We start from the raw sequence: 22,409 nt of genomic DNA on the forward strand, positions 1-22,409 counted from the left end.
TCTAAATTACAATAGGATAAAGAATATTTAGGTAAAAAGGATTTACCATGATGATCGCAACTCTATTGGCCCCAGACAATGAAACTCGGGTAGCCATTACTCCTAATTCAGCAAAGCACTTAATTAAATTAGGCTTTGATGTTGCCATAGAACAAAACGCAGGGCTTGCTGCCGGTTTCAACGATCAGGATTACGAAGAGCTTGGTGCCAAGATTTGTGATAAAAAAACCATACTCAAACAAGCCAATATCCTTTTTTGTATTAATGAGCCGGATTCCAAGAACATAGAAGGCTTATCACCAAACGCATTGATAATAGGTCATATTGATAATGATCCCGAAAGCAAATTAATAACATGGTGCAAGGAAAAACATGTCACATTACTTTCAATGAATCTTATTCCGCGCATCAGTCGAGCGCAAAGTATGGATAGCCTCTCGTCGCAAGCAAATTTAGCAGGTTATAGAGCGGTTTTAGAAGCATGCGCTGAATTTCATCGGGTTATTCCCATGATGATGACGGCTGCAGGGATGATTCAACCCGCTAAGGTACTTGTTCTTGGTGCGGGGGTCGCGGGTCTACAAGCCATCGCAACGGCCAAACGTTTAGGTGCTGTCGTGTACGCATTCGATGTACGGCGAGCAGCGAAAGAACAAGTAGAAAGTTTAGGCGCTGAATTTATCGAAGTAAGCCAAGATCAAGACAGTGAAACGAAAGGAGGCTATGCTTCGGAAGTTAGTGAGGAGTATAAAAAACTCCAAGCAGAACTTATTGATCAATATGCCAAATTATCAGATATCGTCATTTCCACTGCCTTAATTCCTGGTAGAAAAGCCCCAATATTAGTGTTTAAAAAAACTGTAGAACAAATGAAACCTGGATCAGTAATAGTGGATCTCGCGACTGCACGAGGAGGAAATTGTGAAGTCAGCGTTCTTGATAAAACTATAAAACATGGGGAAGTTACCATTATTGGTCTCAGTAACCTTGCCGGACTTGTTCCAGCTACTGCGAGCGAACTTTATGCCAATAATCTGGTACATCTTATCAATCTTTTAGCGCCGACTCCTCCGGAAATCACATTAAATCCCAATGATGAAATTATTCAACAAGCAGTACTTTGTCATCAAAATCAATATTTACCATTTCAGGCAAAAAAGGAGATACAAAATGCATGAGATTAATACATTAGGTGATCCATACATTACCATCCTCACTATTTTCGTTTTGGCCTGCTTTGTTGGGTATTATGTGGTGTGGAAGGTCACTCCAGCCTTGCATACACCCTTGATGTCGGTAACCAATGCGATATCCAGTATTATTGTTTTAGGGGCACTAATTGCTGCTGGAAGCGAGTTCATTGGAGACATCACCTGGATCGGTGGTTTGGCAATATTTATTACCTCAATTAATATTTTTGGTGGATTTGTGGTAACCCAACGCATGTTACGTATGTATAAAAAATAGGTAATCGCTCCTCAAGGTGTCAACTAGAGAGATTTATTCAGCACGGGGCTTGTTACCGGACTGGTGCAGCTAAGTCCTGGGATTCAAGACTGCATTTTCTTAAGTTGATTTAATAGGGTCATTACACATAAATAGTTAAGGATGATTTCTCATGACAACCCTGGTTCCTTTATTTTATCTCTTATCGGCTGTGTGTTTTATACTCGCGTTAAAAGGCTTAGCTAGTCCTGCGTCTGCAAGACGAGGAAATCTGTTAGGGATTGCAGGAATGATTCTTGCGGTAGGTTCCACTTTGATGATGCCAACGACTTATCATCAGCCCTTACTCATTAGTTTAATGATTGCAGGAGGCATTATTGGAACTTTTATTGCCTATAAAATTAATATGACTGCAATCCCTCAGCTCGTTGCAGCATTTCACTCTTTGGTGGGAATGGCAGCAGTTCTAGTAGCTTTTTGTGCCTTTTTGTCCCCTACGTCGTTTCATATTGGCGTCCCAGGCGCAATTGCCAAGGCAAGTCTAATCGAAATGAGTCTGGGTTTGATAATAGGAGCTATTACTTTTTCAGGCTCCGTGATCGCCTTTCTCAAATTGCAAGGAATCATGTCGGGCAAACCCATCAAACTTATAGGTCATAACGCGATTAATCTTCTTATAGCCTTAGCCATCCTTGGTTTATTAGTCTTATTTTTTATTAACCAAACTCTCACACTGTTTAGTATCATGGCAGGGTTGGCTTTTTTAATTGGTGTATTGCTTATTATTCCTATTGGAGGCGCCGATATGCCCGTAGTTATATCCATGCTGAATTCCTACTCAGGATGGGCTGCAGCAGGTATCGGATTTACACTCAGCAATCATTTACTGGTTATTACCGGTGCTCTAGTGGGGGCAAGTGGGGCGATTCTAAGTTATATTATGTGTGTTGGAATGAACCGTTCGATATTTAATGTTATCTTTGGAGGCATTCAGTCATCAGCAGCTAATTCACAAATAAACACAGGAAATGAATCACGAACGGTACGTCAGGGTAATGGTGAAGACGCAGCATTCCTCCTAAGTAATGCTAAAGATGTAATTATTGTTCCGGGGTATGGTATGGCCGTAGCACATGCTCAACATGCGGTCAAAGAATTAGTTGATGCGCTAGAACACCGCAACATTAAAGTTCGCTTTGCAATTCATCCAGTGGCTGGCCGAATGCCTGGCCATATGAATGTATTGCTTGCAGAAGCCAATATTCCCTATGACAGAGTTTTTGAACAAAGTGAAATTAACCGAGATTTTGCAAGCTGTGATGTAGCTTATGTAATAGGAGCAAATGATATAACGAACCCTGCAGCAAAAACAGATCCTAGTTCACCCATTTATGGAATGCCCGTTTTAGAAGTAGAAAAAGCTAGAAACGTATTATTTGTTAAACGAAGCTTAGCACCCGGCTATGCGGGGGTAGAAAATGATCTGTTCTATCATGATAATACCTACATGCTTTTTGGAGATGCCAAAGCAATGACTGAATCTATTGCCAAATCTTTAGAAACGTTATAAATCGATATAAAGAGTTGCCTGGAGAAACCTAGTTGAGTTATATGATCTGAGGCATTACAGCGCCATCCCTCAGGTCATTTTACCCCCCAAAAAATCTAAATTTTCTACGGAGTAGGTTAAATGTCCTACCTATTTGCTCCTAGCTCTTTACATTTGAATATGAAAATTTAAAATCTATTATTTTGAAAATAAAACTATTTATTAAATAATATCATACCCAGATTTTTTTTAATTTTGGAGAGGAAGTTGTGAAAAGTAACATTATAAATAAACCTGGTTTTAGTTATTGGTTAAGCAGTCTTGCTTGTCTTACATTTCTGACGTTAGTAAGCCATACTGCTGAAGCAGCAAACCCCGTAGTGTCTTTAGGGGAAATGGCAGAAACAATTACTGGATCGTTTACAAATCTGGCTAAATTGATTACTGCTGGGGCTTATTTGGCTGGTTTGGGATTTTCTATCGGGGCGATTATGAAGTTTAAACAACACAAAGATAACCCGACTCAAATTCCAATTGGAACGCCAATTGCTCTAGTTTTTATCTCAGCCGCTTTATTGTTTCTACCTTCATTTTTAGGTGTCACAGGAACAACTATGTTTGGATCTTCTGGCGGACAAACTGCAGGACCTAATGGGGTTGTTTTTGGAAACAATCAAGTCGTAAGCAATCAATAAAGATTATGCTGGCGTTAAATGCCCTATCCCGGATTCTCCTATTCCTGGGATTAGCATGTTTTCACGCGATTTGTCATTCCCGCGCAGGCGGGAATCAATCCCTCAAATTATTTCCCGTACTGGTTTTGTGAGATGGATTCTTGCCTGCGCTACAAAGGTAGAGTGTCTAAAAAAAGTGACTCAGGTAATTTAATACTTACTATTTTTATATTGGTAAATGAATATGGATTAACTTATCGGATGCAAAAACTACCCGATGAACCGATGTTTTAAAATAAGAATATCTCTACAAAATCGATATCACCACACAAAAGATTACATAAAGTCACTTAATTTCGAAAATTTGATCTATATTAACAAGAGGTAACATAAGGATTTCATTTAAGGAACTATCGTGAAAAATTTCAATTGGATTTGGCAAGGTGCAATAGCAGGTATTATTGCGGGAATTGTTTTTGCTTTTTTTTTAGCTCATGCGGGAATGATTGAAACATTAGGAATGATCATTAACATGCCAACAATTGCAGGTGGTCTAGTAGTTCATGCTGTAGTGAGCATAGGAAGCGGTATCGCTTTTGCCCTGATATTAGGATGGTTAATTAATTCCTGGATAATAGCTGTAGTACTTGGTTTATTATTTGGTGTTGCGATGTGGGTGGGTGGACCTATGACTTTATTACCTGTTCTTTCCTCTGGCACTCCATTATTTGCCAAATGGACTATTGAAGGTATAAAACACAATATACCTGCCTTAGTAGGCCATATTGTATACGGTGTTGTGTTAGGGATTAGCTACTTTATATTGAAGCGAAAAATGCCTTAGATATACTGAATTAGTCGAGGATTATAAGCCAAAGAGCTTATTTCCAATTCAGACAGAAATGGATTAAGGATAAACTAAAATGAGTAAAGAACCACATCATATTGTAGTTGTGGGTGGAGGAGCCGGTGGAATTGAGTTAGTTACTCGTTTGGGTAAAGATTTGGGAAAGAAGAAATTAGCTAAGATTACCCTTCTGGATAAACAAGAAATCCATATATGGAAACCTTTATTACATGAGGTTGCTGCCGGCTCTCTCGATTCAAATATGGATCAGCTCAATTTCTACTCTCACGCGATATCACACTATTATAATTACCAACCCGGAACGATGGTTGGCATAAATCGCAAAGAAAAGATCATCCATATTGCTGCTATTAAAGATGAAGAACAAAATCTTATAGTCCCAGAACGGACTTTAAAATACGACACATTAATTATTGCTATTGGAAGTCAAAGTAACGATTTCAATACTCCAGGAGTTAAGGAGCATTGTTTGAGTATTGATAATCTTGAGCAAGCAAATCATTTTCAAAAAAAATATGTCGATAAACTTTTATGCCTGCAATATGCACTTGAGGCAGCACATCAAAACTTTAATATTGTAATCGTTGGAGGTGGAGCTACAGGAATCGAACTGGGCGCAGAATTACTCCACACCCTTAATCAGACCGAAAAATACCAATTTAATCATGCAATTAAAAAATTGGCTAAAATTACAATAATTGAAGGGGCTCCTCGTATATTACCTGTTCTTCCTGAATTACTTTCCACCTTAACTGCTAAAAAATTACAAGAATTAGGAATCGAAATTTTAACCAATGAAATTGTAAGTCAAATTGACAGTGCAGGAGTTCATACTAAAAGCGGAAAAGTTCTGCCTGCAAGTATGTGTATATGGGCAGCAGGGGTAAAAGCTCCCGATTTTTTGTCAACACTTGATGGATTAACTGTAGATAATTTAAATCGATTAATGGTTAATTCAAAATTACAGACTATCAATGATGAACATATTTTTGCTCTAGGTGATTGTGCAAATGTGATGGATTTAGCTACAGGAAAACCTGTTCCTCCCCGGGCACAATCAGCTCACCAGCAAGCATATTTATTAGCAAAATCATTAAAAAATAGATTAAATAATAAAGAACTGCTTGATTTTAAATATGAAGATAAAGGATCTTTAATCGCAATAAGTTGCTACGGTACCTATGGAGATATTACGGGGATAGGCAAAATGCGTTATTTTGTTGGAGGCAAAGTGGCTCAATTAGCCTATCGTTCTTTATATTTTATGCATTTATCTGTATTGTATGGCGTATGGTGTTCTTTCTTACTTCGTGTTGCCAATAAAATGTTGGGACGCACCCGTCCAAAAATTAAGTTGCATATTAATAGACATTGATAAACCAAACATACTACCCACTTATACATTAAAGTTTTTCAAACCGTCATACCTTAAGTATTAACTGTTTTCAAAGAGACACTCCTTGCTATTTACCGCACTTAACCTCTCCATAAGAATTAAGTTCGCAACTTTCACCTTCCCCTCCGCAAACAACCTCACCACTTCTGTCTTTAACACATTTTCCTGCGCCACATATCACATCACCGTATTGATTCTTAGCACAACCACCTTCTGGAAAGGTGGAACAAACAACAGTGCCGTCACGATTTCGTAAACATTGCCCAGGACCACAAATAACTTTCCCATAACTATCTTTTTCACATTCGCCATTTTTATATGGTGAGCAAACCACCTTGAGATTATTGTCCATAAGACAAGCTCCCTTCCCACAAACCACTTCACCATACTGGTCTTGGATACATTGTGCGGAAACGGCAGTAGAACAAGTCATAAAAACGAAAATTGCTAAAGTTTGATGATGCATTAAGTAACCAATAAAAATAGGTCCATTAATGATAGTATAGGACTTAAATTATTAAGATCGAAAAGGTTTTGGTCATAACCGGAATATCCATAAATATGCACCTGTATTATAACTAAAATTATGTAAAAGCAATTGCTCCCAATAGAGCCACTTTGTATAATTATTTATTTTTATATTAACATTGGAGAGGTGTATGCCCCTTACAAATACTCATTCAGGAATGAAAGTTTCTACATTTAAACCTGATTATAAACAATCACTAGCGAATCAAAAATTTCCAGGTGATGAAATCCCTTTAAATGGTGCTGGCATAATTACTATTATTAAAGTCAAAAACAACGATAAATTACTGGTATTGGCTTCCGGGAAATTAAATCCTGCAACTAATAATTTTGAAAACTCCCTGGCATTAGGTGGTGGGTTTAAGTTTTTAAAAGATGGTATTAATAGCAGTTTTTTTACTGCAGTTAATGCAGCTATTCAATTTAAAGCCCCTGCTTATCCTTTATTAGATGAGAATGATTCTAATTTATCTTCTGTTGGATTAGTTGGATATTGTGAACAATGGGCCAATATGCAATATGCGACATTGTATCGAGTCATTGAGATTGGAACCAAAGAAGAGGCTATCAAATTAGTTGAATCTATAAATCAAAAAAACGAAGAATTAGGAAAAAATGATCGATTTGGCATCTATTCTCTCGATGATATTTTTAGAGTAGCTTATATTACTTATGAGATGGAAGAAGACAATGAATTGAAGGGACAAAAAATTAAAGAAGCAGGTATTCTCATCAAGAATTTAGCCACTGGCCAAAAACATGATAAATTTGTTATTTTCGACGATTTAGCCACGGCAGCACTTAACAAGCTAATTTTAAATCGTGAATTAACCTCAAAAAATGGCCTATTCTCACAAACCAGTGTACAGAACAATCCAGCAACCGAAATCTCCAATCTAAATGTACTTCAATAGATTGTTTTTTTATCGCTTACAACTTTTAAGTTGAAAGCAATGCATGGTAAAACTAGTGAACTAAGGTGAATGTCGTGGTGGTGGTGAAGAACTAAAAATTCCATAGTCTCATAATATGGATCATTTTCACCCCTATCATTTCTCCCTACATACAAAATGCTACTTTTTTAAGCCAAAAAAGTAGCATACTCTCTTATAGTTTCAATTAATACTGATTAATAATTATACTATGATGGATAAATAGGATTATTTTGTAGGACTTCTATTTTTACCCGTTATAGGAAATTTTGATTCTACAAATACCACAAATACGGGTACAGGTAGCACCACAACCACAGGTACTGATACAGCAGGAACTCCTCCTGGTTTACAAAACAAAGAGCCAGCTCGTTTACAAAATAAAACACCTCCGGGTTGGGAAAAAGGAAATAAAGAAGGATGGGATAAATCTCAACAAAATAATACCAACAATACTAATGGAAGTTCCAATACTTCAGATTAACCAATTTTCTCTTATTTAGAACAAAAGCAGTTCCTAAGTCCAACATAATTTTCTTAAGGGAAATTATGTTGGATCAATTTTTAATAACTCTAGAAAAAGGTCGAGTAATAACAAAATATCAAACCTTATTTTTCAAGTAGAATTGCATATTTTGATAGCTCAGGTATGTATTCGAGGGTTATTTTCACTGTGACTAGAAGTGGCACAGAAATAAGAGCCCCAGCAGCGCCCCATAACCAAGTCCAAATAAGAATATTTAAAAAAATTAGAAGAGGGTTTAATTTTAAACGTTTTCCTAAAAAAATGGGAGTTATTAGTTGACCTTCTAGTGCAGTAATTAAAAAATACAAAGCAGGAGGCGCAAAAATATGCAGATACGAATCAAATGTAATCAGAGAAACAAATAAAACAATAATTATTCCAATCATATGTCCAAGATAAGGGATAAACGTGAGAAACATTGCCATTACACCCCATAAAAGCGGATTAGGTAGATTTAATAACCAAAATACTACCGACATAACCGCTCCGAGAACAAAGCATATCATTAAAAAAGTGAACAAATATTTCGATACTTCATTTTTCAGACTGAGAAGAAAAGGGTTTTCTGGTAACGATTTTCTTTTATTATATAAAACTCGCTCTATTTTCTGAATAAATGACTGAAAATATATCAAATAGAAAAAAAGTAAAATAAGTACTGTGCCAATAGAAATAACTATATTAGTCGTTAGATTAAATATGGAGGGGGCTAGACTTAGGTTTGAAGTCACCACCATATTTTTTTTCTGATCCATGCCAGTCATTGATTGGGCTTTTTCAGCAGCTTTATTAATTTCTCCTAAAGAATCTTTAACAGTTCTGAATTTATCTTCAATAATTTTAAAATTACGAGGAGCATTTTCTATCCAATTTGAAGCAGGAGGAACTAAAAAGGTAATTCCTAAAGAAATAACTCCGAAAATGGCGATAGAAATGAGTGCAGAGGCTAAAATTCTAGGGATTTTAATGAAGGAAAGCCATTCCATAAGTGGGCTAACTAGTAAATATAAAAAGAATGAAAGTAAGATAGGAAACAAAATGTGTTGCGAAAGTGCAATTACAACTCCAGTAGCCAAAACAACTAGTACTTTTAACTCCACTGATGATTTCATCGTTAAGCCTTTATAGGATTTTATTGGTTTATAATAATTACGTTTGGCTGAACGTGAAAAAGTTATCTTTAAATTAAAACTTTGTATCATTGTTCTTAAGCCACTTTTTTATTTTCCCAAGGGTCCCCTATAGTAATAAACTAACTCATTAAAAAATACAAATTGCTATAACCCATAAGATTATCAAGCATAAATTGACAGTAAAAAGTAATATCGAATTTGCGAAGGCTTTATCCATCTATGAATACAATAGCCACAAAGCTGTTTCCATTTCAGTCACTCAGGTTGAGAGCCTTATTTGATATCGCTAAAACGAACAAGTTGTTGGTTTCATGGACTCATGACAACACGATTTATAACAAAAAAGATATTGATTTTTATGAAATCGTGTATATTAATTAAATATATAGTCCAGAGGCTGCTTTAGATTGGATAACTTTTTTCGGTTTCCACAAACTATGCCCAAAAACAAGAAAAATGATCTGAATTTATTGTTTGCACTATATAAAATGTTAGCTACACTTAAATTGATTTTTCATAAACTAAATGGAGATAGTTATGTTTAAAAAAATGTTAGCCGCATGCGTAATAGTTGGTAGCTTTTCTTCAGCTTTTGCTGATACAACAACAACAACCACAACAGTAACTTGGAAAGATCCAATCACTTACGATCAACAAAAGTTTGAAGCTTGGTATGCAGAGCCTGCAAATCAAAAATTATGGACTGAGTGGTATACTACATATCATACAGAACCAGATTTTGTTACATTTTGTAAACAAACATGGGCTGGTACCTATTGTAAATAACAACTTACCCACTAAGACTTCATGGGAGTCTTAGTGGGTATGTTATGCCTTTTCCTGTGAACAATATAGACTCCTATACAATCACTCCAATCCCTTGCCCAAACTTCTGGTTGCATTATTATATTGGATTATTTTTTTAGGATCCTGCGAGTGCCTCTAAATTTAGATAATCTAAGCCCATAAATCATCTCCAATAACTCGCTAAGTCCTCCCAGGCTATATGATTGATTATTTAATGAATCTAGGTAAATTGTGAATTTCCGTTTACTAATTGATGCATAATAAGTTCTGGTTTGCTTTAGAGCTTTGTTCGGACTTTGTCGATAACCTACTTGTGTGATCATTAAAAACATGAATGATATTAATTTGCCATACCTATAAAATAAATGTATCTTAGCTCGGTTATTATCATTATGGAGTTATATAATGTTACGAAAATTTGGCCTTGGCTTATTATGTATTGCTGCATCTTTAAGTACAAGCGCGTATTCTACGCAAAGTCATTTGCTCCAACGAGGAGTCACGATTGAATATGATTTGCCTAGTAATGATCCGCAAATATTTCTTAATTACCTTTTCTGGCCAGTAGAAGCCAATTGTAAAATTACTACCGAAGATGAAGGAGATGAACTTTTAGTTGTCGCATTAGCTAAAAAAGGAAAAGTTAATGACATCAACTTATCAGCAGGAGAATCTTTACGAATCACTGTTCACCCAAATGAAAATCTGAAGTTAAGCGCTGAATCGGGCGCAAAAGTCGAAATTACTAATTTCGGTACCCACACCGTAAAAGCAACGTGCACTGCTTAATATAAGCTTTTTAATGCATATCCTAGCCTGGGTGCAGCATAGCAAACCCGGGTTTATTGAATAATTCCCAGGTTAGAAGCCTTATTTCCTAATGTTCTCTCGTTGCATGAAATTGAATTTTGGGATATCGCTCTTGAGCCATTGTTAAATTAACACGGGTTGGAGCAAGATACATTAAGGCATCACTTCCATCTAAAGCTAAATAGTCATACGCTTTGGTGCGAAAGTCACTCATTGCTTTATCATCCTCAGAATAAACCCAACGCGCACAAGCAACATTTACTGTTTCATAAATACAATCTACTTTATATTCATGTTTCAAACGATGAGCTACAACATCAAACTGTAACACACCGACTGCACCTAAAATTAATTGGTTACTGTTTAAGGGACGGAATACCTGAGTGGCTCCCTCTTCAGATAATTCAATCAACCCTTTTAATAAAGCTTTACTCTTTAATGGATCCTTCAAGCGCACCAATCGAAACAACTCGGGAGCAAAATTGGGTATCCCGGTAAATTTTAATTGCTCTCCTTGCGTAAAAGTATCTCCAATGCGAATTGTTCCATGATTATGTAATCCAATAATATCACCTGGTAAAGCAATTTCTGTGTGGGAACGATCACCAGCCATAAAGGTTAAGGCATTAGAAATTTGCACTTCTTTTCCAATTCGCAGATGATTCATTTTCATCCCTTTGCGGTAGGCTCCTGAACAAATACGTAAAAATGCAATCCGGTCTCTATGCTTAGGATCCATATTAGCCTGAATTTTGAACACAAACCCAGTAAAATTCTCTTCATCTGCGGATACAGTTCGCTCTTGAGCTGTCCGAGGTTGTGGTCCTGGAGCATAACGAACATAATCATCCAGTAACTCTTTGATACCAAAATTATTAATTGCCGAACCAAAATAAACTGGCGTCATTTTACCCGCTAAATAATCATCCAAATTGAACTCATGTGAAGCTCCCTTAACTAACTCAATTTCGTCGCGTAATTCCTGGGCACTATCCCCTAATAGTTCATCCAATTGCGGGTTATCCAATCCCTTAATTTGCATTGCATCTTGTTTTTGTGCGTTCTTACCGGGTTGATATAAATAAACTGTATCATCATACCGATGATAAATGCCTTTAAACCGCTTTCCCATACCCACTGGCCAGGTAACTGGCGCACATTGAATACCTAAAACGGATTCCACCTCATCAAGCAAATCAATAGGATCCCGCCCCTCGCGATCCAGTTTATTAATAAAGGTCATAATTGGAGTATCACGCAGACGACATACTTCCATTAATTTAACGGTACGTTCCTCTACCCCTTTAGCCACATCAATAACCATTAGTGCTGAGTCCACTGCGGTTAAGGTTCTGTAGGTATCTTCAGAAAAATCCTCATGCCCTGGAGTATCTAACAAATTCATGACATGCTGATTATGAACAAACTGCATCACCGAGGTTGTTATAGAAATTCCGCGTTCCTTTTCCATTTCCATCCAATCGGAAGTCGCATGTCGATCGGCTTTTCGTCCTTTAACAGTTCCTGCCAATTGAATTGCACCTCCGAACAAAAGTAATTTCTCGGTGACAGTGGTTTTACCGGCGTCAGGGTGAGAGATAATTGCGAAGGTTCGTCGTGTATTAAAATCCTGATAAAAATCGGACATGAAGCTCTCTAAATAAATATAAAGTTATCGTATGAGTGAATTTTAAGACATTCCCGAACAAATACAAGACGAAGGCCTTTTTTATCAGAGAAACGACTGATAAAAATGGGATTGAAATAGTCTTTGTCTCTCAAAAACGTTATCATTAAAATAAATTATGAATCATCCCTCTACACAGAATCCGCATCGTATAGGAGAAACTACACATCATGAAACGTTGCACTTGGGTTGGAATTAATAAGCCTCATTACGAACAGTATCATGATACAGAATGGGGAATTCCTGTACATCAAGATCAAAAGCACTTTGAAATGCTCTTACTTGAAGGAGCGCAAGCAGGGTTAAGTTGGGAAACCATTCTTAAACGTCGTGAGGCCTACCGCAAGGCATTCAAACAATTTGATCCCAATGCTGTGGCAAAAATGACCGATGATGAATTAAATAACCTGCTGACTGATTCAGGAATTATTCGTAATCGCCTCAAAGTATTCTCGGCGCGCAAGAATGCCTTAGCATTTCTTAAAATTGCACAGGAATTTGGATCTTTCGACAAGTACGTCTGGGGATTTGTGGGTGGAAAACCTAAAATAAATTATCCTAAAACACTTCAAGAAGTTCCTGCGAGTACATCAGAATCAGATACTTTAGCTAAAGATTTGAAAAAAAGAGGGATGAGTTTTGTCGGATCAACGATCATGTACGCTTATATGCAAGCAGTAGGTATGGTCGATGATCATTTAGTGGATTGCTTTTGCAAGACTCGATCATCAAGTGCTTAATCCGGGTTCACAGCACTAAGCAGGCAACAACTCTTCATAAAAATGGTCATTCAGTTGTAGCCTAAGTGAAGACCAGCATTAACCCAAATTTCAAACCTTGGCGGAGTAACTATTCATTAGAAGCCTCATCCCTACTATGAAACAGGTTCTTGCTTTTTAAGTTCTGTATAAAAATCCTGTGCCTTTTGTTCAATATATTTTTTACAACCTGTCGGATCAACAAAAGGATTATTTTTTCCTTTTTGCAGTAATGAATATTTATTCTTTAGATCAAACATTCCAGCATGGGATCCGAGAAAAATATCACAACGCAGTGATTCTAATACCTTTATGGAATGCTTATAATCCTGAGCTATATGAGGATAAGTTACATTATCAACCAATTTATAACCAGGATTAACGCCTATACTCCCTATAATAACAGCCTGATATTGCTTTCCATGATCCTTAAGTTTGACTGTCCAAGTGGTACAGCCTTTAGTATGTCCCGGTGTCCAATGAGCAGTTAAAACGGTTCCTCCTAATTCCACCCGTTCCCCGTCATGAAGTACCTTATCCACAGTACTTTGAGGAAAATGAGTACTGGAATCATTTGCATAATGAAAATCAGATTTACCACCAGATAGGATCGAAGAAACATCCTCGTCCATAACCATATATTTTGCTTTCGTTTGTTGCTTAATCAATTCACTGCCCGCAGCATGATCAAAATGAGCATGACTAATGAGCAGAATTTTCGTATCACTGAATTTAAAACCTAGTTTTTCTATACTGGCCTTAATCATGGGGACATTAGCCTCAAGATCACTATCGATCAAAATATTCCCCCTAGGAGTGACAATCAAGTAACTCGCAAGATCATCCGTGCCTACATAATACAAATTTCCAGCAATATGGAATGGGGGAAAAGGATTTGGCATCGGATAGGCAAAGCTGGAATGGTTTAATACCATCGTCAATGCAGACAAACATAATACTTTTTTCATGTCAAAATCCTAAGAAGAATCAGCAAATGGGCTAGCAAGATAATACTTCATCACGAAGAAATAGGATACAAATTGTTTAATTTACCCAAGGAAAATTAGTCTGTCCATATCTCTTCCTGCTTGCGGAAAGATGTATACTTTTGATGGTTCAACATGATGTTCTATTTTAGTGTTCGAGGCAGCTTTTCCTAATTATCTATTTTTTTATCGCTGCAACCCACATCCATATCGCGAAAATACCCGTAATCAATAATGCATTAATACTGCCGGTAAATCCCTGCATTTTCATTTATTTCTTCGTAGTATTATTTTATACTTATAGATTAAACTAACTCTAAAAAGTTTAAATAAAATCCAATATATAGGTAACAGAGTATGATCATTCATAGTGAATTTAAGCCGCTTTGGTGGCTTACCAATAATCATGGACAAACTCTGTATCGAACATTAACTCAACGAACAAATACCCCCGTTGACTCTCATGAACGACTGGAGCTACCCGATGGTGATTTTATTGATTTAGCTTGGAAAACTAATGGATTAGGCAACGATACTCCATTGATAATTCTTCTTCATGGATTAGGTGGAAATATCAATTCGGCTTATGTTTCGACTTTATTTGACGCCTTCAATAAATCAGGTTATCGAGCAGTTTTAATGAATTTCCGGGGGGCAAGTGGTGAACCAAATCGTCTACCGCGGGTTTATTATGGAGGAGATACCGATGATTTGGCTTATTTTCTTAATGTACTAAACCTCAGAGAACCCACAACCAAAAAGGCGGCAGTAGGTATTTCATTAGGCGGCAATATACTTCTCAAATGGTTAGGAGAAACCGGCTCTCAATCTTTAATTAATGCAGCTGTTGCTGTTTCTGTACCGTTTCAGTTAGATAATGTGGTTCAAAAGATAAACCAAGGATTTTCTCGTGTATATCAAAAAAATCTGTTAGAAAAATTACGTATGGTTTTTTTACAGAAATTGGATGTCATTAATTGCCAATTATCACTTTCCAAACAAAAATTGTATTCTATAAAAACCTTATATGAATTTGACGAACAAATAACTGCTCCATTACATGGATTTGTTAATGCCCAGGAATATTATCAAAAATCCAGTTCAAGACAATATCTACTTCAAATCGCGACACCTACCCTAATTATTCATGCCTTGGATGATCCGTTTATGACACCGGACGTTCTGCCAACAGTCAATGAATTATCCCCAGATATCCTTTTAGAATTAAGCCAGCATGGGGGACATGTAGGATTTATTGCTGAGAAAAAGCAATTTTGGTTGGAGCAGCGCATCCCTAATTTTTTAAAGGATTATTTGCTAACCTCCCAACGGACCGCAACTCTCCCAAATTAGTTAATATCTTACTTACTTTAAAAATGGGATCTCGGTCAAAACACGGACGAAATAATACCATTGAGCTTAGATAGGCTTACAAGTTGTAGAACTTAAGGAACCTCAATCGTACTCATAAATAAATGTTCCGGCTTGGCGCTGCAATCTGAGCTAGGCTAAATTTAAACAAGCCATAAGATTTGAGCTCATTCCCATTACTATGGATATTCGAAACGAAGAAAGTAAAACACCTCTGGTAGAGAGGTAAACCTGAAGATATCGATCCTTTAGCTGTTTTCCTCTCTTCAAGCGGTTCAGACTTTATAACAGGTTCAATTATTCCCATTGATGGAGGATATTCGGTTTCCGATCGTGCAATTTGGTCTTAGGCTTAGATTACTTTAAAAAAGAGACCAGTGTTTTTTTGAAGGAATTAAGCACTGCTAATTTTCCTATATTAACTATCTGTTGCGTTACTTTCCCAGTCAAATGTTTTCGTGCAACGCTCCAGCCTATAAAAAATGCAGAAATGAGCATCATCCAGGTTGCTAAATGATAACGAGTAACCTCATTGTCTTTAAAATACCTTTGATGTTCCCTCACCCTGCTTTTTTGGGATTGAAGTATATTATTCACCAAGTGAATTTGTGCCATTAGCTGCTTTCTCGAGTTTTTCATGTTCCACGCTCTTTTGCGAAAAATATTCTCTTGTCTTTGGAAAGCTCATGCTTTTTAAGTTAAAGGATAAGTACTTGAGTAATCCCAGTAATAATCCTCCATTGAGCAAAAGCACAAGAAAAATAGAGATCAGGATACGATGTGAAATCAAAAGGACCCAATATCCTGAAACCCAGAACACCAGATACCCAATAAATACCATCGCTGTTAACCAAATTGTAATTAACCCAACGAACAGCATGCATATATTCAACAATAATGGAAAAACGCTTAACCCTGCTAGCTGCGCTTCAAGACGAAATAAGGAGTAAACCGTTTTAAAAACAGCTATTTTTGCAGTGATAAGTGCTTCTAAATGTTTTAATGCATCCATTATTTTTTCATTAATCGAGATAATAAAAAGCCTATTCCTCCAGCAATTAAAACAGAGGCTAGTGGGTTTTGATGTATCTTCCTCACTAACTTATCAGAATACTCCTTTACATTATCTTCAACTTCATTCACCTTGTGCACCCCTTCCTCATACAACTCATTTACCTTTCTTTTTCCTTCGTTTAATAATTGGCTGGCAGCTGCTTCAAGATGATCTTTAGGAGTATATCCTCTGTTTTCACCGGAATTGTTCATGTTTATACCCTCCTTAGTAACAACACTTCATAAAATGTAACGAAAATAATATATTAAATATAGTTAGTGGATGAAATAAATCAATAAATCTACCCCTATTTATTAAGACTTATTTTATAAAGTTTTCAGAAAAGTATTTTTTATCAACATGTTAATTAATTGTTCATGAAAATATCATATTGACCGCATTTAAAAAAAATGTACAATAAATCTCCATAAATAATAATGATAAGAATATGATTTCCTTAGACCTTCTCAAAGATTTAGAGCTATTAGAAGAAACTGCCAAAGTTTATATTCAGGGTAAAACACATTATCTGCTCGAACCGAAAGCTTTTAATTTTTCGTTGCTTAAAAATGTCCAATGTTCAATTCAATCCTTACCTTTAGATAAAGACAAAATAGAAGTGATGGAGCGTTATCGAAATGTCTTTACACAACTCGCTAATTTTCATCCTAAATTAGTGTACTTGTACGATTTTAATACTGAAATCATGATGTATAAATACTTGTATCAGCAACTCGATTCGCTACAACAACAAGCATCAATATTGTACGAAAATTATTTTGAAGTGAATAAACCAACCTTTGATTGGCAAGGATTAAGGGAACTCCACCACCAAATTTCTAAAGTGCAAAATACTTCAGATAGAATACAACTTATGCGGGCATTTGATGAGGGGGTTTTAACGACAATTTCACAGGTAAGACCTAAAACCTATTCTGAATTAACGTTCCAGCCTGAATTAGAAGAGACACAAAAAGATTCCTCCGTTCATCTTAAAACTCAATAGTGAATTATATAGAACTCACAAAAGAGTTCTATATTCCTGCTCCAAATACCTACCCCGCCAAAAAACACATCAAGATATAATAAATAAATTATCCGCTTGAGGATCATAATTAATACACTATATTTTATTTAAGCAATATTTATTGACATGGAAATAAGGAGAGGAATATGTTGAATCTTGATAAAGAAACAATTGGTGATCTTCTTTATAAAGCCCGACAATTTCAGGCCAAGGAGGATGTTAGCTTTCCGGAAGTCACCGATGAAATGGATTCGCTCTATGTATTAGCAGATTATCAAGATGATCCAGTTTATCAAGAAATTACAGAATTCGTTGATAATTTACGACCCGATCAACAGGCAACCCTAGTTGCATTAATGTATTTAGGTCGAGGAGATTACACTCAGGAGGAATGGGAGGATGCCTTAAATTTCGCCCAAGAGGAAGTAACCGATCATACTGGAGAATATTTATTATCGAGACCAATGGTCGCGGATGATATTGAACGAGGCTTAAACATCCTGGGTATTTCATATCAGGAATAGCGTGGCCAATTGATCTAGAACGTCTAGAGTAGTTGGAGTTGCTCACTAAAACGTTCATTTCAAATTTGAGTTTAGAAATAAGTATAAGAACATACGATTGACATTTAACAATCCTGAGCAATAATCATAATTTCAGTGGGCTTTTTTTTGTATATTTATTAGGATGATAAATGAGCTTTGATAAGCAATACCAACAAAAATTACATTCCCCAGATGATGCTGTAAAGCTGATTCCCCCCACCGCAGTAATTTCTATGGGGATGCGTGTTGCTACTCCTCCAGCTCTTTGTCATGCTCTTGCTGCCCGTGCAAGAGCTGGTGATGTACAGGAAGTGAAAGTTTATTATCTTCGCTGTGGCCCTGTTGCTCTACAGACAATTTTTCAAGAAGATTTACTCCATATTATTAGGCCTTACACCTCAATGATGTCACAAGGAGAGGTTGAATTAGCGGAGCGTGGGTATAATTTAGGAAAGAAGTATATCAATTTTGTTCCCATAAGTTTTAGTCGTTATCCAGATACCATTAAGTCCATCACCAAATTGGATGCTTTTATTGTCACCGTGGCTCCGATGGATAAATTTGGCTTTTTCAATTTAGGCCCTAATGGTGATTACGCAATTGAACTGGCACGCTATGCGGATAAATTAATTGTTGAAGTAAACGACAATTTGCCCAGAACAGCAGGCTCCACTTTAATTCATGTGAATGAAGTCGATGCCATAGTTGAAAATACCGTTGACTTGCTCGAAGGCCCATCTAAACCTGCAAGTGAATTGGATCGTCAAATTGGTCAGCACATCACCAACCTAATCCCTGATGGTGCAACCATTCAGATGGGGATAGGAGGAGTGCCTAATGCAGTATGTGAACAACTCGCTCATCATAAAAATCTAGGGATTCATACAGAAGTAATGACCGATGGATTAATTGATCTCATCAAAAAAGGGGTGGTTACCAATACACATAAAACATTACACCCTTATGTCAATGTGTTTACTTTTGCGATTGGTGATAAACAATTATATGAGTTTATTAATAATAATCCCTCCATGTTTTGTCTTCCAGTTTCCTATGTTAATGAACCCAGTGTGATTGCGAAAAACAAACTCATGACCTCCGTTAATGCCTTTATTGAAATTGATTTTAGTGGGCAAGTGAATGCAGAGTTCATTGGTCATCAATTTTCTGGTCCCGGTGGGCAATTGGATTTTATTCGTGGCGTTCATTATTCAGAAGGAGGAAAAACAATCATTGCCAGTAGCTCTACAGCCAGGAAGGAAACTTTATCCCGCATTGTGCCTCGACTTTCTTCAATTGCCACCGATACCCGACTTGATATTGATTATGTGGTTACTGAATACGGAGTCGCACAATTGAAAGGACGCTCCACTACAGAAAGAACCCATCAATTAATTAAAATTGCTCATCCAAAATTTCGCGAACAATTAGAGCTTCAAGCGAAACAACAAGGATTTATTTAAAATGGACTTATCATTTTGCCCTGCCCTGTTATTTACCCCGGGTAATAAACCAGAACTTTTTGCAAAAGCACTGGCTTCAGGAGCAAATGGCTTTATATTGGAATTGGAAGATGGCGTTCCAGCTGACGAAAAAGACGCCGCTCGCAATCATGTCATTCAGTTTTTGCGAACCAAACATCCTGAGCTACCCATAATTGTTCGCATTAATCATATAACCACGGACGCAGGCTTGCCTGATTTAATCGCGTTCAAACAGGAACCTATTTATTACGATGCCGTTTTATATCCTAAAACAGAAAGTGCGGAAGAGTTAAACATTATTTATAAAGTACTTAATTTGGGAGCACGTAATATTAAACTTTTCGCATTAATTGAAACGGCCAAAGGATTGCTGAACTTAAATTCAATAGTTACTGATTCCCCAGTGAGCGGCCTGGTCTTTGGTGCAGCAGATTATGCCGTTGATGTAGGCTGTGGTATGAACTGGGATGTTCTATTATACGCGCGTCAGCAGCTCATACAGGCGGCCGCACTGACCCATATTCCCGCCCTTGATTCCCCTTTTTTCGATTTTACGAACGAAGAACAATTAATTTCCGAAGTAATACGAGTTAAGGAACTTGGTTTTAAAGGAAAACTAGCCATTCATCCCAATCAAATCACCCCCATAAAACAAAATTTTGCACCGCATGAAAACGAGATTGAACGCGCAAAAAAAATTGTTGCACTGTTCGAACAATCTGGAGGGAAAGCCTGTCAATATGAAGGTCAAATGATTGATGTCCCTATCTACAAACAGGCCCAAGAACTGCTCAAACTATCAGAACATTTAAAAAGGGAATGAATATGTCTCAGCAAAGTTATACATCTGTTGGAGCCAATCGGTTGCGCGAGGATTTTGGCTTTTATTTTGAAGATTTTGAAGTAGGACAAATTATTGAACACCGACCGGGTAGAACCATCACTCAAAATGATAACATTTGGTTCACTTTACTGACGATGAATACCGCTCAACTGCACTTTGATGCTCATTATGCTGAACAAACGGAATGGAAAAAACCTTTGGTGAATAGCACATTTACACTTGCGATTATCACAGGGATGACAGTTAATACGATTTCAAAAAAAGTGGTAGCTAATTTGGAATGGGATAAGGTCAAATTACTAAAACCAGTATTTGAAGGAGATACAATTTATGCAGAAAGTGAAATAAAAGCAAAACGTGAATCAAAATCAAGACCCAACCAAGGAATAGTTACAGTAGAAACAAGAGGAATTAATCAACATAAAGAACTATTTATGTCTTTTGAACGAACTGTCTTGGTCTATAAGAAAGGTAGAGCACCGGAGTATACAATTTGACTATTAACTTTTTGGGCAGAATTAATTTATGAATATCCAAACTATTGTTGAAGAACAGAGGGCTTTTGCTGCTGGCGGACAGGCTAAAGAGATTGATTTTCGTAAACAGCAACTTCAGAAATTAAAAACCATTCTTAAGCAAAATGAGCAACTCCTCTATGAAGCGCTTTATGCAGATATAAAAAAATCTAAATTTGAAACCTATTTAACTGAGCTTGCCATGATATATCATGAGCTTGATCAAGCAATTAAATGGGTACATAAATGGGCTAAGCCTAGACCCAAAAGAACAGAATTGATGGTTCAACCGGCAAAAAGTTTCATATTACCCGAACCTTATGGTACCACTCTAATTATTGGCGCCTGGAATTACCCTTATCAATTAACATTAATCCCATTAATCTCGGCTATGGCCGCAGGTAACACCAGCATTATCAAACCCAGTGAATTACCCCAAAATACCTCCTCCGCTTTGGCAAAAATAATAAATCAAAATTTTGATCGAGCTTATCTTTTTGTTGCTGAAGGCGGCGCTGAAATAACCCAAGAGCTTCTTAGTTTTCGTTTTGATAAACTCTTTTTTACTGGTAGTAGCACTGTAGGGAAAATTGTGGCTAAAGCGGCAGCGGAACATTTAACTCCTCTCACCCTAGAATTAGGTGGAAAAAGCCCTTGTTTTGTTTTTGCAGATGCAGATCTTAAAATCTCAGCCAAGCGTATTGTCTGGGGTAAATTCTTAAATGCTGGACAAACTTGTATCGCTCCTGATTATCTTTTAGTTGAACAATCAATTTATCAGCCGTTACTGGAAGAACTTAAAACCCAAATCACCGAAGTTATTGGTCCCAATCCTCTTGAAAGTGAAAGCTATGTACGGATTATCGACCAAAAAAATGTACAGCGTTTAAAAAAACTCATTGATCCCCAAAAAATATTCGTTGGCGGCCAAGTCATTGAAGCAGAAAAATATATTGAACCTACAATTCTGAAGGATGTACATTTTGGTGATGAAGTGATGAAAGAAGAAATTTTTGGGCCGATCTTACCTGTTATTCCTTTTACCGATCTGCAATCTGTTTTGCATGAAATAAAAATGCGTCCCCATCCATTATCACTTTATATTTTCGGAAAGAACTCCGATCTACAAACCCAAATTTTACGCGAGGTTTCATTTGGAGGCGGTTGTATTAATGATGTGATTATGCATGTTTGTAACTCTCAGCTTCCTTTTGGTGGCGTTGGAGAAAGTGGCATGGGAAGTTACCATGGCGAAGCAGGCTTTAAAACGTTCAGTCATTTCAAAAGTATTTTGAAAAGACCTTTTTGGTTTGAGCTACCTTTTAAATACAAACCCTATAACCAATTGAAACTTAAGATAATTCGGGCACTTTTTGGATAAATAATGCCACGAATCTCTTGAGCAAAGGATTTGTATTGATAGAAAATCATCCCTTGATTTAAAGTCATTACCATATGTTTTAGCAAAA

24 protein-coding genes and 1 pseudogene are annotated in these 22,409 nt (G+C 36.8%); 18 read left to right on the forward strand and 7 right to left on the reverse strand.

What is annotated here, in order from left to right; all coding sequences use genetic code 11:
- Positions 1-47: 47 nt before the first annotated feature.
- From ACWTE2_RS04230 to ACWTE2_RS04255, 6 genes are all read left to right on the forward strand, one after another.
- A complete protein-coding gene (locus tag ACWTE2_RS04230; protein WP_454784286.1) occupies positions 48-1,178 on the forward strand; it encodes a Re/Si-specific NAD(P)(+) transhydrogenase subunit alpha in 1,131 nt (376 codons plus the stop codon).
- Positions 1,171-1,467, forward strand: coding sequence for a proton-translocating transhydrogenase family protein (locus ACWTE2_RS04235; protein ID WP_182391247.1), 297 nt, complete (start codon positions 1,171-1,173; stop codon positions 1,465-1,467). The genes ACWTE2_RS04230 and ACWTE2_RS04235 overlap by 8 nt, the downstream gene beginning before the upstream one ends.
- A 151-nt stretch (positions 1,468-1,618) precedes the next feature.
- On the forward strand, positions 1,619-3,016 hold the full coding sequence (locus tag ACWTE2_RS04240; protein WP_454784287.1) for an NAD(P)(+) transhydrogenase (Re/Si-specific) subunit beta: 1,398 nt from the start codon (positions 1,619-1,621) through the stop codon (positions 3,014-3,016).
- A gap of 248 nt (positions 3,017-3,264) precedes the next feature.
- The gene (locus ACWTE2_RS04245; RefSeq protein WP_454784288.1) at positions 3,265-3,690 is read left to right on the forward strand and encodes a type IV secretion protein IcmD; all 426 of its coding nucleotides are present in this window, start codon (positions 3,265-3,267) and stop codon (positions 3,688-3,690) included.
- Between the two features lie 394 nt (positions 3,691-4,084).
- The gene (locus ACWTE2_RS04250; RefSeq protein WP_454784289.1) at positions 4,085-4,513 is read left to right on the forward strand and encodes a hypothetical protein; all 429 of its coding nucleotides are present in this window, start codon (positions 4,085-4,087) and stop codon (positions 4,511-4,513) included.
- A gap of 79 nt (positions 4,514-4,592) precedes the next feature.
- The gene (locus ACWTE2_RS04255; RefSeq protein WP_454784290.1) at positions 4,593-5,912 is read left to right on the forward strand and encodes an NAD(P)/FAD-dependent oxidoreductase; all 1,320 of its coding nucleotides are present in this window, start codon (positions 4,593-4,595) and stop codon (positions 5,910-5,912) included.
- A gap of 88 nt (positions 5,913-6,000) precedes the next feature.
- Here ACWTE2_RS04255 and ACWTE2_RS04260 read toward each other — a convergent pair whose 3' ends face one another.
- Complete coding sequence (locus ACWTE2_RS04260) at positions 6,001-6,399, reverse strand: hypothetical protein (protein ID WP_454784291.1); 399 nt, start codon at positions 6,397-6,399, stop codon at positions 6,001-6,003.
- A 193-nt stretch (positions 6,400-6,592) separates the two neighbouring features.
- On the opposite strand from ACWTE2_RS04260, the gene ACWTE2_RS04265 reads away from it, so the two are divergent.
- A complete protein-coding gene (locus ACWTE2_RS04265; RefSeq protein WP_454784292.1) occupies positions 6,593-7,375 on the forward strand; it encodes a hypothetical protein in 783 nt (260 codons plus the stop codon).
- A 627-nt stretch (positions 7,376-8,002) separates the two neighbouring features.
- Here ACWTE2_RS04265 and ACWTE2_RS04270 read toward each other — a convergent pair.
- On the reverse strand, positions 8,003-9,031 hold the full coding sequence (locus ACWTE2_RS04270) for an AI-2E family transporter (protein ID WP_454784293.1): 1,029 nt from the start codon (positions 9,029-9,031) through the stop codon (positions 8,003-8,005).
- Positions 9,032-9,589: 558 nt separating this feature from the next.
- On the opposite strand from ACWTE2_RS04270, the gene ACWTE2_RS04275 reads away from it, so the two are divergent.
- Together ACWTE2_RS04275 and ACWTE2_RS04280 are read left to right on the forward strand one after the other, a co-directional pair.
- Entirely contained in the window at positions 9,590-9,838 is a 249-nt protein-coding gene (locus ACWTE2_RS04275) for a hypothetical protein (protein ID WP_454784294.1), read from the forward strand.
- A 426-nt stretch (positions 9,839-10,264) separates the two neighbouring features.
- On the forward strand, positions 10,265-10,648 hold the full coding sequence (locus ACWTE2_RS04280) for a hypothetical protein (RefSeq protein WP_182391257.1): 384 nt from the start codon (positions 10,265-10,267) through the stop codon (positions 10,646-10,648).
- A gap of 88 nt (positions 10,649-10,736) precedes the next feature.
- Here the strand turns inward: ACWTE2_RS04280 and ACWTE2_RS04285 are convergent, their stop codons facing one another.
- Positions 10,737-12,317, reverse strand: a complete 1,581-nt coding sequence (locus ACWTE2_RS04285; protein ID WP_454784295.1) for a peptide chain release factor 3 — start codon at positions 12,315-12,317, stop codon at positions 10,737-10,739.
- Between the two features lie 209 nt (positions 12,318-12,526).
- Here ACWTE2_RS04285 and ACWTE2_RS04290 point away from each other — a divergent pair, with 209 nt between their 5' ends.
- Entirely contained in the window at positions 12,527-13,096 is a 570-nt protein-coding gene (locus ACWTE2_RS04290; protein ID WP_454784296.1) for a DNA-3-methyladenine glycosylase I, read from the forward strand.
- Positions 13,097-13,230: 134 nt separating this feature from the next.
- On the opposite strand, the gene blaFEZ is transcribed toward ACWTE2_RS04290, so the two are convergent.
- A complete protein-coding gene (gene blaFEZ, locus ACWTE2_RS04295) occupies positions 13,231-14,082 on the reverse strand; it encodes an FEZ family subclass B3 metallo-beta-lactamase (RefSeq protein WP_454784297.1) in 852 nt (283 codons plus the stop codon).
- Positions 14,083-14,457: 375 nt separating this feature from the next.
- Here blaFEZ and ACWTE2_RS04300 point away from each other — a divergent pair, with 375 nt between their 5' ends.
- Together ACWTE2_RS04300 and ACWTE2_RS04305 are read left to right on the forward strand one after the other, a co-directional pair.
- Positions 14,458-15,453, forward strand: a complete 996-nt coding sequence (locus tag ACWTE2_RS04300) for a hydrolase (RefSeq protein ID WP_454784298.1) — start codon at positions 14,458-14,460, stop codon at positions 15,451-15,453.
- 254 nt (positions 15,454-15,707) lie between these two features.
- A pseudogene (locus ACWTE2_RS04305) lies at positions 15,708-15,821 on the forward strand (hypothetical protein); the annotation flags it as partial.
- A gap of 7 nt (positions 15,822-15,828) precedes the next feature.
- On the opposite strand, the gene ACWTE2_RS04310 reads toward ACWTE2_RS04305, so the two are convergent.
- The 3 genes from ACWTE2_RS04310 to ACWTE2_RS04320 are packed head-to-tail and all read right to left on the reverse strand — an operon-like array spanning position 15,829 to position 16,737.
- On the reverse strand, positions 15,829-16,086 hold the full coding sequence (locus ACWTE2_RS04310; protein WP_454784299.1) for a hypothetical protein: 258 nt from the start codon (positions 16,084-16,086) through the stop codon (positions 15,829-15,831).
- Positions 16,061-16,483 (reverse strand): hypothetical protein, encoded by a 423-nt coding sequence (locus tag ACWTE2_RS04315; protein WP_454784300.1) that lies wholly within the window; start codon positions 16,481-16,483, stop codon positions 16,061-16,063. The genes ACWTE2_RS04310 and ACWTE2_RS04315 overlap by 26 nt, the downstream gene beginning before the upstream one ends.
- On the reverse strand, positions 16,483-16,737 hold the full coding sequence (locus ACWTE2_RS04320; protein WP_454784301.1) for an ElaB/YgaM/YqjD family protein: 255 nt from the start codon (positions 16,735-16,737) through the stop codon (positions 16,483-16,485). The genes ACWTE2_RS04315 and ACWTE2_RS04320 overlap by 1 nt, the downstream gene beginning before the upstream one ends.
- 236 nt (positions 16,738-16,973) lie before the next feature.
- Between ACWTE2_RS04320 and ACWTE2_RS04325 the strand changes: the two genes are divergently transcribed.
- From ACWTE2_RS04325 to ACWTE2_RS04350, 6 genes are all read left to right on the forward strand, one after another.
- The gene (locus ACWTE2_RS04325; protein WP_454784302.1) at positions 16,974-17,531 is read left to right on the forward strand and encodes a hypothetical protein; all 558 of its coding nucleotides are present in this window, start codon (positions 16,974-16,976) and stop codon (positions 17,529-17,531) included.
- A 167-nt stretch (positions 17,532-17,698) separates the two neighbouring features.
- Positions 17,699-18,076: a DUF3775 domain-containing protein gene (locus tag ACWTE2_RS04330; RefSeq protein ID WP_454784303.1), complete on the forward strand. Its 378-nt coding sequence runs from the start codon at positions 17,699-17,701 to the stop codon at positions 18,074-18,076.
- A gap of 170 nt (positions 18,077-18,246) precedes the next feature.
- Positions 18,247-19,560, forward strand: coding sequence for an acetyl-CoA hydrolase/transferase family protein (locus ACWTE2_RS04335; protein ID WP_454784304.1), 1,314 nt, complete (start codon positions 18,247-18,249; stop codon positions 19,558-19,560).
- 1 nt (position 19,561) lies between these two features.
- Positions 19,562-20,404: an HpcH/HpaI aldolase/citrate lyase family protein gene (locus ACWTE2_RS04340; RefSeq protein WP_454784305.1), complete on the forward strand. Its 843-nt coding sequence runs from the start codon at positions 19,562-19,564 to the stop codon at positions 20,402-20,404.
- Positions 20,405-20,406: 2 nt separating this feature from the next.
- Positions 20,407-20,922: a MaoC/PaaZ C-terminal domain-containing protein gene (locus tag ACWTE2_RS04345; RefSeq protein ID WP_220470996.1), complete on the forward strand. Its 516-nt coding sequence runs from the start codon at positions 20,407-20,409 to the stop codon at positions 20,920-20,922.
- Positions 20,923-20,950: 28 nt separating this feature from the next.
- Positions 20,951-22,321 carry an aldehyde dehydrogenase gene (locus ACWTE2_RS04350; RefSeq protein WP_454784306.1) on the forward strand — a complete coding sequence of 457 codons (1,371 nt, stop codon included), beginning with the start codon at positions 20,951-20,953 and terminating at the stop codon, positions 22,319-22,321.
- Positions 22,322-22,409: the final 88 nt, after the last annotated feature.

The organism is Legionella nigrisilvae (assembly GCF_977063395.2).

Bases quoted from the DNA above. Each gene is read 5' to 3' on its own strand.
- ACWTE2_RS04320 (WP_454784301.1), bottom strand. From the start codon at position 16,737: ATGAACAATTCCGGTGAAAACAGAGGATATACTCCTAAAGATCATCTT.
- ACWTE2_RS04345 (WP_220470996.1), top strand. From the start codon at position 20,407: ATGTCTCAGCAAAGTTATACATCTGTTGGAGCCAATCGGTTGCGCGAG.
- blaFEZ (WP_454784297.1), bottom strand. From the start codon at position 14,082: ATGAAAAAAGTATTATGTTTGTCTGCATTGACGATGGTATTAAACCAT.
- ACWTE2_RS04340 (WP_454784305.1), top strand. From the start codon at position 19,562: ATGGACTTATCATTTTGCCCTGCCCTGTTATTTACCCCGGGTAATAAA.
- ACWTE2_RS04335 (WP_454784304.1), top strand. From the start codon at position 18,247: ATGAGCTTTGATAAGCAATACCAACAAAAATTACATTCCCCAGATGAT.
- ACWTE2_RS04280 (WP_182391257.1), top strand. From the start codon at position 10,265: ATGTTACGAAAATTTGGCCTTGGCTTATTATGTATTGCTGCATCTTTA.
- ACWTE2_RS04325 (WP_454784302.1), top strand. From the start codon at position 16,974: ATGATTTCCTTAGACCTTCTCAAAGATTTAGAGCTATTAGAAGAAACT.
- ACWTE2_RS04330 (WP_454784303.1), top strand. From the start codon at position 17,699: ATGTTGAATCTTGATAAAGAAACAATTGGTGATCTTCTTTATAAAGCC.
- ACWTE2_RS04265 (WP_454784292.1), top strand. From the start codon at position 6,593: ATGCCCCTTACAAATACTCATTCAGGAATGAAAGTTTCTACATTTAAA.
- ACWTE2_RS04270 (WP_454784293.1), bottom strand. From the start codon at position 9,031: ATGAAATCATCAGTGGAGTTAAAAGTACTAGTTGTTTTGGCTACTGGA.
- ACWTE2_RS04275 (WP_454784294.1), top strand. From the start codon at position 9,590: ATGTTTAAAAAAATGTTAGCCGCATGCGTAATAGTTGGTAGCTTTTCT.
- ACWTE2_RS04235 (WP_182391247.1), top strand. From the start codon at position 1,171: ATGCATGAGATTAATACATTAGGTGATCCATACATTACCATCCTCACT.
- ACWTE2_RS04240 (WP_454784287.1), top strand. From the start codon at position 1,619: ATGACAACCCTGGTTCCTTTATTTTATCTCTTATCGGCTGTGTGTTTT.
- ACWTE2_RS04230 (WP_454784286.1), top strand. From the start codon at position 48: ATGATGATCGCAACTCTATTGGCCCCAGACAATGAAACTCGGGTAGCC.
- ACWTE2_RS04285 (WP_454784295.1), bottom strand. From the start codon at position 12,317: ATGTCCGATTTTTATCAGGATTTTAATACACGACGAACCTTCGCAATT.
- ACWTE2_RS04255 (WP_454784290.1), top strand. From the start codon at position 4,593: ATGAGTAAAGAACCACATCATATTGTAGTTGTGGGTGGAGGAGCCGGT.
- ACWTE2_RS04315 (WP_454784300.1), bottom strand. From the start codon at position 16,483: ATGGATGCATTAAAACATTTAGAAGCACTTATCACTGCAAAAATAGCT.
- ACWTE2_RS04290 (WP_454784296.1), top strand. From the start codon at position 12,527: ATGAAACGTTGCACTTGGGTTGGAATTAATAAGCCTCATTACGAACAG.
- ACWTE2_RS04350 (WP_454784306.1), top strand. From the start codon at position 20,951: ATGAATATCCAAACTATTGTTGAAGAACAGAGGGCTTTTGCTGCTGGC.
- ACWTE2_RS04310 (WP_454784299.1), bottom strand. From the start codon at position 16,086: ATGGCACAAATTCACTTGGTGAATAATATACTTCAATCCCAAAAAAGC.
- ACWTE2_RS04260 (WP_454784291.1), bottom strand. From the start codon at position 6,399: ATGCATCATCAAACTTTAGCAATTTTCGTTTTTATGACTTGTTCTACT.
- ACWTE2_RS04300 (WP_454784298.1), top strand. From the start codon at position 14,458: ATGATCATTCATAGTGAATTTAAGCCGCTTTGGTGGCTTACCAATAAT.